The following is a 10,212-nucleotide window of genomic DNA, read 5'->3' on the forward strand; positions in this document are numbered from 1 at the left end:
CGCGGCCAGCGCTTGCTGCTGCTGGCTCAGGGGCGCCGGCTGGCGCTTGCAACAGGATCAACGTGGCGAGGCAGATGCTGGAAACTGTAAACATGCAGATCACTTTCAAAGGAAGGATAAACCAGCTTGACCATGCCCCTGGCGGCGGCTACCGGGATGGGATAATTTTTTTAGACAATATTTCCAATTTGCCCACCCAGCCTAGCAGACGCGTCACGCATAATTCTCTCCATTTATCACCATGATAGTTTGTGCCTGCTGACGCTATTATTTTCGGGATACCTATCGTATGCTCGCACCAGTGACTTGATGGCATAGAAAAAAGGAGCTGGCATTTTCTCATTCGACACTTGCGGCAAACGCCTGGCCCTGTTGGCCATTCGCGCTTACCAGCGCTACCTGTCGCCCTATAAAGGCTATTCCTGCGCCCACCGCGTGCTGACAGGCCGCGACAGCTGTTCCGCCTATGGCTACAAGGTCATCGCGCGCCACGGCTTGCGTCCGGGACTGGCGCTGTTGCAACGCCGCCTGCGCGCCTGCGGCGAACGCCATCGCCAGCACGGCGCGCTGCAGCCACCGGCACGGCACAGTGCGCGCAGGCAGGCACAGGCGGGGTATTGCGACTGCGATGTGCCCCTGGTCGACTGCGCCTGTGACTGCGCCGACGTGGCAAATGTACTGAACTGCAGTTGGCCGGGTCAGCATAAGCAGACAAGCTGGTTTCGTAATGGCTATACGACAAGCAAGGCATTGAAACAGCAGCAGGCAGCACATCGCAAGAAGATCAGGCAAGGGCAGAACCCGGACAACTGAAATTCACACGAATACTTACAAATGAAATATTCATTCATGAAATGAATAATACCCATTATCACTGTGAATTGGCTGGAAGCGGGCCTGCGGCCTATACTCATGCCGTCTCCCCTACTTTGCTTCCCATGCACACCCTGCTCAGCCCGCATATATCGCGGGCTTTTTGTTCCCGGCAATTGCCACTCTGTCTTTCCCCTCTTACCGATCACCAGGTGCGCGTTTCCCCGCCAGCCCAGCCCCAAACCGGGAGTACAGCATGATCGTGCGCGAGCGTCCCTCGGCGCTACGGCTGTTCCTCGTGGTGCGCGGCTCCGTCCTGCCGCGCATCCGCACCACGCTCATCGTCAATACCCTGATCGCCACCCTCGTCACCTGGTGCCACGGCACCTTGTTCGACCACAAGGTCATCCTCACCACCATCCCATTTACCCTGATCGGCTTGCCACTGGCCATCTTCCTGGGCTTTCGCAACACGGCCGCCTATGACCGCTACTGGGAAGCGCGCAAGCTGTGGGGCGAACTGGTCTTGCGTAGCCGTAATTTCTCGCGCCAGTGCCAGACGATGATACGCAGCGACACGCCGGCCCACGCGAAGCTGGGCCTCAACGATGTGCGTGTGCGCATGATTTACCGCACCATCGCCTTTTGCCACGCCTTGCGCCACCAGCTGCGCGACACGCGCGGACCGGCCGACTTGCAGCCGCTGCTGCGCCCGGCCGAATGGGAAGCGGCCTGCAAGGCGGCGAACCCGTCCGACTACCTGATGCTGCAGATGGGTCACGACCTGGCCGATTGCATCGCGCAAGGCCGCATCGACAGCATCCTCGCCACGCAGATCGATAACACGGTCTCGGCCATGGTAGCGGCCGGCGCCTCGTGCGAACGCATCCGCAGCACGCCGATTCCCTTCTCGTACTCGCTGCTGCTGCACCGCACGGCCTACCTGTACTGTTTCCTGCTGCCTTTCGGCCTGGTCGATTCGCTCGGTTTCATGACGCCCTTCGTCGTCGCCATCGTCGCCTACACCTTCTTTGGCCTCGATGCGCTGGGCGACGAGATCGAGGAGCCATTCGGCGAAGATGCCAACGATCTGCCGCTGTCAGCCATGTGCCGCGCCATCGACATCAGCTTGCGCGAATCCGTGCAGGACGAAAACGTGCCGCCACCCATGCAAGCCGTCGACTTCCTGCTCCATTAAAACGCCACAACGCTTCCGCTTGACCTTCCCACCGGGGCAAGGATTACAGTGGAGGCACTTAATCATTCAAGGAGTGCTTGCCATGTATCAGTTACAAGTTGAAAACATGAGCTGCGGCCATTGCGTCGGCTCGGTCACGAAAGCGGTGCAGGCGATCGATCCTGCGGCACAGGTGCAGATCGACCTGGCTAGCAAGCGCGTCACGGTGGAGTCATCGAGCGAACTGGGCGCCATCAGCGCCGCCATCGTGGAGGCGGGCTACCCCGTCACCAGCGCACAATAACAGCAGAGCAGCACCAGGACAGCCGGCCTTTGCGCCGGCTGTTTTTTTATCCGTCCAGTTCGGGGTAATGGCGGAAGATGCCTTCTTCATTGAAGGCGATTCTGCGCTTCGACTTCAGGTAGCGGGCGATATTCGGCCGCGCCGCCACCATATCGTGCAGCGCAAACAGGGCTGGATACTGCGGCGCCAGGCGCGCCATGGCTTGCGGGAACGCATAGCGCAGGCCGGCCAGCATCTGGAACAGCGACAGGTCGCCATACGTGAGTCTGGCACCCACCAGGTACTGGCCACGGCTGCGATTATTCAACAACACTTGCGTGAAATAGGAAAGAAACTTGGGCAAACGTGTTTCGCGAAAATCCGCGCTGCGCAGCATGGCCGCCTGCTGTTGCTCTTCGTAATATTGATTCATCGACAGCGGATGATGCGTGTCGTGCACTTCCGTCAGCCAGTCGGCCATCGTCAGCTGCAGCTGGTTCAGCCACAAACGGCCGCTTTCCGTACGCGGCGCCAGCCCCAGACGCCGGCCCAGGTACAAGAGGATATTCGTGGTCTGGCCGATCAGCACGTCGCCATCGCGCAGCACGGGCGGTGCGTAGGCGGCCTGAGGCATGCTGTCGCCATCGAGGCAGGCCAGCATGGCGGGAACGCCTTGCCCCTTGCGTTCAGGCAAACGGGCGATATCGCGGTAGTCGGCGCCCGCCTCTTCCAGCGCCAGCCGGATGAATTCGCCGCGCCCCTGTATCGTGGGCCAGTAATACAGTTCATACGCCATAGCCCCTCCGTTGATTCACATCAATGGCAACATGCTTTCGCGTCCGTGTCACCAGCCAACCCCAGGCTTTGCAGGATGGGGCAATCGGGCTTGTCGTCGCCGTGGCACGATTGCGCCAGGTGGGCCAGGGTATCGCGCATTTCCGTCAGCTCGGCGATGCGCTTGTTGAGCTCGGCCACGTGGGCCAGGGCGATGCCTTTCACGTCCGCGCTGGCGCGCTGGTCGTTTTGCCACAGCGACAGCAGCTCGCGGATCTGTTCCAGCGAAAAGCCAAGACCCCGCCCGCGCTTGATGAAGCGCAAGGCGTGCAAGTCGTTCGGCGTGTAGATGCGGTAACCGGCGTCGCTGCGCGCGCTGGGTTTTAACAATGCAATACTCTCGTAGTAGCGTATCATTTTTGCCGATACGCCCGTTTCGCTTGCCGCCTGGCCGATATTCATCCTATGACTCCTTGGTATGCGCGCTAGCTGCATGACTGCGGGCTTTCCAGCGCCGCAGCAACAGGGCATTGCTGATCACGCTGACGGAACTGAAGGCCATCGCCGCGCCCGCCACCATGGGGTTGAGCAAGCCGAAGGCGGCCAGCGGAATGCCGATCAGGTTATAAATGAATGCCCAGAACAGATTCTGCCGTATCTTGCTGTAGGTGCGGCGCGAGATATCGATGGCGTCCGCCACCAGGGCCGGATCGCCGCGCATCAGCGTGATGCCGGCCGCATGCATGGCCACATCCGTGCCCGTCGACATGGCGATGCCCACGTCGGAGGCCGCCAGCGCGGGCGCATCGTTGATGCCGTCGCCCACCATGGCGACTTTCGCGCCCTCGCCTTTCAGCGCGACAATTTTAGCGGTTTTATCGGCCGGCAGCATTTTCGCCGCCACCGTGTCGATGCCCAGCAGCTTGCCGACGGCGTCGGCGCTGCCCTGGTTATCTCCCGTCAACATCACGGTGCGGATGCCCAGGCTGTGCAAATGGGCAATGGCCGCCTGCGCGTTCGGCTTGACCTGGTCGCTGAAGGCAAACAGGCCCAGCAGTTCCGATCCCGACGCCAGCCACGAGATCGTGTTGCCCGTGGCTTCCAGTTCCTGCGCCTGCGCGGCCAGCGGCGTCATGTCCACGTTCAACTCCTGCATCAGCCGGGTGCTGCCCAGCTTCAATTCCAGGCCATCGACGTGGGCCGCCAGGCCGCGGCCCGGCAAGGCCGACAGGGCCGTGGCTGGCAAGGGGTCGATGTGGCGCGCGGCAGCCGCATCCAGCACGGCCGTCGCCAGGCTGTGTTCGCTGCCACGCTGGATGCTGGCCGCCAGCTGCAGCAGCCGCGCATCCTCGATGCCATGCGCATGCAGGGCCGCCAGCGCCGGTTTTCCCACCGTCAGGGTGCCCGTCTTGTCGAACACGACGGTATTGACGGCGTGCGCCACTTCCAGCGCTTCCGCATCTTTGATCAGGATGCCGTAGCGGGCAGCCACGCCCGTGCCGGCCATGATGGCCGTCGGCGTGGCCAGGCCCAGCGCACAGGGGCAGGCGATGACCAGCACGGCCACGGCATTGATGATGGCGTTCTCCAGCTCGCCGGTAGCGAGCCACCAGCCCAGCATGGTCAGCAGCGCCAGCACCAGCACCACGGGCACAAAGATGGCGCTGACCTTGTCGACCAGATGCTGGATCGGCGCCTTGGCCGCCTGCGCATCTTCCACCAGGCGGATGATGCGCGAGAGGGTCGTCTCGCCGCCCACGGCTTGCGTGCGCACCAGCAGCAAGCCGTCCGCATTGATGGCGCCGCCCGTGACCTTGTCGCCCACATGCTTATCGACCGGCAAGCTTTCGCCCGTGATCAGCGATTCGTTGATCTGGCTGGCGCCTTCCACCACCACGCCATCGACGGCTACCCGCTCGCCGGGACGGATGACCACCAGGTCGCCCACTTTCACCTGGTCCACGGGCAAGTCCAGCTCCACACCGTCGCGGCGCACGCGCGCCGATTCCGGACGCAAGACTTGCAACGCGCGGATGGCAGAGGCCGTCTGGCGCTTGGCGCGGCTTTCCAGCCATTTGCCCAACAGCACCAGGGTGATGACGACGGCCGACGCTTCGAAATACAGGTGCGGCAGCATCGCGCCCGCCGTCAGCCATTGGTAGACGGACAAGCCGTACGCGGCGCTCGTACCCAGCGCCACCAGCAAGTCCATGTTGCCGCTACCGGCGCGGGCCGCCTTCCAGCCCGCCTTGTAGAAGCGTGCGCCAAAGTAAAACTGCACGGGCGTGGCCAGCGCGAATTGCAGCCAGCCTGGCAACATCAAATGGATGCCGGCCCACTCGAGCAGCATAGGCAGCATCAAGGGGAAAGCCAGCACGGCCGCGAACGCCACTTTCATGCCGTCACGGTTCGGTGCGGCAGCGGGCGCGCTGGCCTGGCTGGCGGCGGGCACCTTGGCGGCATAGCCGGCCTTGTCGATGGCGGCGATCAGGGTGCCAGCTTCCAGGCCGCCCGTCACCTTGATGCGCGCGCTTTCCGTGGCCAGGTTGACGCTGGCGGCCAGCACGCCTGGCACTTTCAGCAAGGCTTTTTCCACCCTGCCCACGCAAGAGGCGCACGTCATGCCGGCGATGTTCAGGTCGATCTCGCGCTGCGCCACCGTGTAGCCGGCCTTTTCCACTGCCGCCTGCAAGGTGGCCAGGGGAATCGGCGTGCTGGACGTGACTTTGGCCACTTCGGTGGCCAGGTTGACACTGGCCTGGCTCACGCCAGGCACGGCGGCCAGAGCCTTTTCCACGCGGCCCACGCACGAGGCGCAGCTCATGCCTTCAATGGCCAGCGCCTGCGCATGCGCGGCGTCGGGAGGAAAAGCGGCGGGGACGAGTGCACTCTGGTTCATGGCAGATCCTGTACGAAAGATTAACGAATAGGGTCAGGATCTGCTATCCAACGATGGGAAGGTCAAGCCCTATTTGCAAAGTGTGCGGGCTTGTTTGCGGATGCTTAACGCACCACGCAGTCGATGGCGGCGGGCTTGCCGCTGTTGGCGCCGGCGCCCGTGCTGGACAGTGGCGTCGAAAACGCCGGCGGCGGCGTAAACGGGATGCCGGGATTGACGGGCAGCATCACGGGCGGCTGCTTGAAGCTGGGCGTAAAACCGAACTGGCCGGCAGCAAAATTTTGCGTCCCGGCAGGATTGGTGACATGAATCAAGCCATCGAGCACCTGCACATACAAGCCCGGCGCCCTCGCCGCCCCGACTGGCGGCGATACCGTTGGCAGCGCCGGTGCCGACGGCGCTACGTAACTGGCAACAAACGTCGTGCCGCGGATGCCGATGGTGGCGGCTGGCGTCTTCATCTCGAAGCGCTCCTTGTTGCGCTTGCCCAGCAATCCCGTGACGGAACGCAAGCCGCCCTTGAGCAAACTGAAGATGGCATGGTCGCCGTCAGGCTGCTCGGCCGTGTAGCTGAATTGCTCGATCACGAAACTGGTATTCGGCTTCAGGGTGATTTCGCTATTGTCGATCAGCTTGATCAAGGCATAGGTCTCCTTTTCCGTCAGCAAGGTGTCCCCCTGCTCGACTTCGGACTTGATGGCCAGGATTTTCACCTTGCCATCCGCCTTCTTGGCCATCAGCGGACCACTCAATTGCATGACGGTACCGGCCACCTGGCCGGCCCAGGCGTGCGCACCCATGCACATCAGGGCCAGCCACAGCAGGGCCTTAATTGCAGTACATTTTTTTAGTAGGGTCATCGAATTTGTATCCTGTAGGTTTATCTGCAGCATCGGCAACATCCTTGCTGTCCGGCTTCTTGTCGTCCAGCTTGGCTGGCGGCGTGGACGCGAGCGTATCGTTGGCACGGTCAGCCTGCTTGATGATGCGCAAGGCATCGTCGATGGCCGCGCTCGTGGCGGCATCGATCACGGGCTTGTCGATGGCCGTCGCCGGCAGGAAGATGGCGTCCGCCATGCTCACCGTGCCATTCGGCGCCAGCAGAATCACGCCGCTGCGCTGGCGGTTGATGCGCACGCCCGAGTCGCCCGTGATGCTGCCCGTTTTCGCCAGCACGCTCATGCTGGACGCTGCCGGCAAAGCGACGCTTGCCGTGTCCGCAAAGCGCACATGGCCTTCCGCGCTGGCGGCAAAATTGCCACCGCTAACAATCTTCGCATTGCCGCCGACATGGATGTCGCGACCCGCCGTCAAACTGACATGGCGCGCCGCTGCCAACTGCGCGCCATCGCCCAGCAGCACGTCCGTGCTGGCATTGAGGGCGATATCATTGCCCTCGATCTTGCCGTTGACAGTGACGGGGCTGTGCGCCGTCACGCTGACGTTGCCGCCATGCGCATTGATATTGCCAGCCGCGACACCGCCCGTGTTGTCGATGGCGATATTGCCCGCGCCCGTGGTGAGCGTTCCCAGGGTCAAGGTGCCCGGCGCCGAAGTATTGTTCAGCGCAATGCCGCCCCCTGCACTATTGCTGGCGGTAAAACTAACCACCTGGTTGCCCCCATTGCCCAGCACGATGCCATCACGCGCCTGCGCAGCCAGGCTGCTGGCGAGCAGCGCGCCGTCCTGGCCGATGGCGCCGTTCAGGGCGCTCAATTTCACTTCGTTCGCCGCCAGGCTGGCGAAACGCAAGTCGCCAGCCGCTTGCGTGATGGCCAGCTGGCCGGCGAGCCGGATGGCGCCGGCCGCTTGGCTGAAGCTGTTTGCGACGAGCAAGTTGCCCTTGCCGCTCAGCAGCCCGCCGCCTTGCGCGTAGCGCTCCGCCGACAGGCTGCCGTTCAGCAACAGGCTGCCGCCGTTGATTTCCAGGCCGGCCAGGCCGCTCAGCACGGAGAGATCCAGCGCGCTTTCCCCGAGGGTCAGGCTGCCGCCCGTCAACAACAAGCCCGTCGCCGAGTTCAGGTTTTTCAGGATGGTGCTGCCGGCCGCCGCGCTGTAGGTGACGATGCCCTTGCTGTTGCTGAAGTCGACCGCCAGCACGTTCGCGCCTTCCGGCACCACGCCGCCATCCCAGTTGGCGGCATCGCTCCACAAGCCGTTGCCGCTGCCGACCCAGGTCGACAATTGTTTTTGAGCAATTGATGCCTGCGCCGTGCCGCCCGTCGTTTCCAGGGTGTAGTTACCCGCATCGGCGCCCGCCAGGCGGAAACCGCTGGCCGTCACCAGCTTGCCCGCGCCCGCATTCTTGTCGGCAAAGCTGCCGCTGCCGCCTACCACGCTGACCACATCCTGGCCCAGCACGCCGTTCGCCGACGCGCTGACCGCCGCGGAAGTGGTTCCGTCATACACCTTGCCGGCGGCGCTCAGGCTTGCCAGGGTCAGGCTGGCCGGTGTAATGCTGGCCAGCAAGCCCGTCGGCAAGACGATAAAGTAATTGCCCGCATCGGCGCCCGTCAGCGCCGCGCCGCTGAGCTGCACGGCCTTGGCCGCGCCCACGTTCTTGTCCGCAAAGCTGGCTACCGCCGAGGCTGTCAAACTGTCGCCAGCGATACGGTCATCGCCCAAACTCAGCTGCGCACCCGTCGTGCCATCGTAGACCTTGCTGCCCACCACGCCGGACAGGTTCAGCGCGCGCGCCGCGATATCGGCCGTCGTGCTACCCGCATTGCTGCTCAGCACATAGTTGCCCGCATCGCTACCGCTCAGCGCCACATTGCTGACATTGACGGCCTTGCCGCCCCCCGCATTCCTGTTGCCAAACGCGGCACTGCCGCTCACGCTCAAGGCATCGCCCTGGATGCGGTCGTCGCCAAAGTGCACTTGCGCGCCCGTCGTGCCGTCATACGTCTTGTTGACGCCGTTGAAGCTCACGTTCAGGGTGCGCGCCGTGATGTCGGCCGTCGTGCTGCCCGCATTGCTGCCCAGCACATAGTTGCCCGCGTCACCGCCGCTCAAGGCCACATCCGTGACATTGACGGCCTTGCCCGCGCCCGCATTCTTGTTGCCGAACGCGGCATTGCCCGCCACCGTCAGGGCATCGCCCTGGATGCGGTCGTCGCCAAAGTGCACTTGCGCGCCCGTCGTGCCGTCATACGTCTTGTTGATGCCGTTGAAGCTCACGTTCAGGGTGCGCGCCGTGATGTCGGCCGTCGTGCTGCCCGCATTGCTGCCCAGCACATAGTTGCCAGCATCGCCGCCACTCAACGCCACATCCGTGACATTGACGGCCTTGCCGGTACCCGCGTTCCTGTTGCCGAACGCGGCATTGCCCGCCACCGTCAAGGCATCGCCCTGGATGCGGTCGTCGCCAAAGTGCACTTGCGCGCCCGTCGTGCCGTCATACGTCTTGTTGACGCCATTGAAGCTGACGTTCAGGGTGCGCGCCGTGATGTCGGCCGTGGTGCTGCCCGCATTTCCATTCAGCACGTAGTTGCCCGCATCGGCGCCCGTCAACTGGCCCGTCGCCACCTGATAATCGACCACCTTGCCAATACCGACATGCTTGTCGCGGAAGCTGCCCTGCAAGCCGGCCATGCTGACCTGATCGCCCGTCACCAGGCCCTCGAAGTAGCCGTTCAGGCCCGCTTGCAAGGTGCCGTCATAGACGCGGCTTTGCGCGCCCGTGACGCCATAGTTCAGCATGCGCGCCGTGATGTCGGCCGTGGTGCTGCCCGCATTTCCATTCAGCACGTAGTTGCCCGCGTCGGCGCCCGTCAGCTGGCCCGTCGCCACCTGATAATCGACCACCTTGCCGCTGCCGACATGCTTGTCGCGGAAGCTGCCCTGCAAGCCGGCCATGCTGACCTGATCGCCCGTCACCAGGCCTTCGAAGTAGCCGTTCAGGCCAGCTTGCAAGGTGCCGTCGTAGACGCGGCTTTGCGCGCCCGTGACGCCATAGTTCAGCACGCGCGCCGTGATGTCGGCCGTCGTGCTGCCCGCATTTCCATTCAGCACGTAGTTGCCCGCATCGGCACCCGTCAGCTGGCCCGTCGCCACCTGATAATCGACCACCTTGCCCGTACCGACATGCTTGTCGCGGAAGCTGCCCTGCAAGCCGGTCATGCTGACCTGGTCGCCCGTCAGCAGGCCTTCGAAGTAGCCGTTCAGGCCAGCTTGCAAGGTGCCGTCGTAGACGCGGCTTTGCGCGCCCGTGACGCCATAGTTCAGCACGCGCGCCGTGATGTCGGCCGTCGTGCTGCCCGCATT

At 63.4% G+C, this 10,212-nt stretch carries 8 protein-coding genes; 3 read left to right on the forward strand and 5 right to left on the reverse strand.

The annotated features are described in order from the left end of the window. Positions 1 to 333: 333 nt before the first annotated feature. The 3 genes from yidD (at position 334) to O3297_RS14145 (ending at position 2,294) form a co-directional block, all read left to right on the forward strand. Positions 334 to 813: a membrane protein insertion efficiency factor YidD gene (yidD, locus tag O3297_RS14135; protein WP_080753757.1), complete on the forward strand. Its 480-nt coding sequence runs from the start codon at positions 334 to 336 to the stop codon at positions 811 to 813. A 256-nt stretch (positions 814 to 1,069) separates the two neighbouring features. Continuing rightward, entirely contained in the window at positions 1,070 to 2,011 is a 942-nt protein-coding gene (locus tag O3297_RS14140; RefSeq protein WP_305048970.1) for a bestrophin family protein, read from the forward strand. Between the two features lie 82 nt (positions 2,012 to 2,093). Then, entirely contained in the window at positions 2,094 to 2,294 is a 201-nt protein-coding gene (locus O3297_RS14145) for a heavy-metal-associated domain-containing protein (protein WP_099394358.1), read from the forward strand. 46 nt (positions 2,295 to 2,340) lie between these two features. Here O3297_RS14145 and O3297_RS14150 read toward each other — a convergent pair whose 3' ends face one another. From O3297_RS14150 to O3297_RS14170, 5 genes are all read right to left on the reverse strand, one after another. After that, the gene (locus O3297_RS14150; protein WP_305048971.1) at positions 2,341 to 3,069 is read right to left on the reverse strand and encodes a glutathione S-transferase; all 729 of its coding nucleotides are present in this window, start codon (positions 3,067 to 3,069) and stop codon (positions 2,341 to 2,343) included. Between the two features lie 20 nt (positions 3,070 to 3,089). Then, positions 3,090 to 3,509, reverse strand: coding sequence for a Cu(I)-responsive transcriptional regulator (gene cueR, locus O3297_RS14155; protein ID WP_034788623.1), 420 nt, complete (start codon positions 3,507 to 3,509; stop codon positions 3,090 to 3,092). A 1-nt stretch (position 3,510) separates the two neighbouring features. After that, positions 3,511 to 5,946 (reverse strand): heavy metal translocating P-type ATPase, encoded by a 2,436-nt coding sequence (locus O3297_RS14160; protein WP_305048972.1) that lies wholly within the window; start codon positions 5,944 to 5,946, stop codon positions 3,511 to 3,513. Positions 5,947 to 6,050: 104 nt separating this feature from the next. Next, positions 6,051 to 6,806 carry a FecR domain-containing protein gene (locus tag O3297_RS14165; RefSeq protein ID WP_225317390.1) on the reverse strand — a complete coding sequence of 252 codons (756 nt, stop codon included), beginning with the start codon at positions 6,804 to 6,806 and terminating at the stop codon, positions 6,051 to 6,053. Further along, positions 6,775 to 10,212 (reverse strand): YDG domain-containing protein (locus tag O3297_RS14170; RefSeq protein ID WP_305048973.1); only part of this gene is annotated, 3,438 nt, incomplete at its 5' end. The genes O3297_RS14165 and O3297_RS14170, both read right to left, overlap by 32 nt.

It is taken from the genome of Janthinobacterium sp. SUN128, from assembly GCF_030587275.1.
Taxonomy (GTDB): Bacteria; Pseudomonadota; Gammaproteobacteria; order Burkholderiales; family Burkholderiaceae_D; genus Janthinobacterium; species Janthinobacterium lividum.

Bases quoted from the DNA above. Each gene is read 5' to 3' on its own strand.
- O3297_RS14140 (WP_305048970.1), top strand. From the start codon at position 1,070: ATGATCGTGCGCGAGCGTCCCTCGGCGCTACGGCTGTTCCTCGTGGTG.
- O3297_RS14145 (WP_099394358.1), top strand. From the start codon at position 2,094: ATGTATCAGTTACAAGTTGAAAACATGAGCTGCGGCCATTGCGTCGGC.
- O3297_RS14150 (WP_305048971.1), bottom strand. From the start codon at position 3,069: ATGGCGTATGAACTGTATTACTGGCCCACGATACAGGGGCGCGGCGAA.
- cueR (WP_034788623.1), bottom strand. From the start codon at position 3,509: ATGAATATCGGCCAGGCGGCAAGCGAAACGGGCGTATCGGCAAAAATG.
- O3297_RS14160 (WP_305048972.1), bottom strand. From the start codon at position 5,946: ATGAACCAGAGTGCACTCGTCCCCGCCGCTTTTCCTCCCGACGCCGCG.
- O3297_RS14165 (WP_225317390.1), bottom strand. From the start codon at position 6,806: ATGACCCTACTAAAAAAATGTACTGCAATTAAGGCCCTGCTGTGGCTG.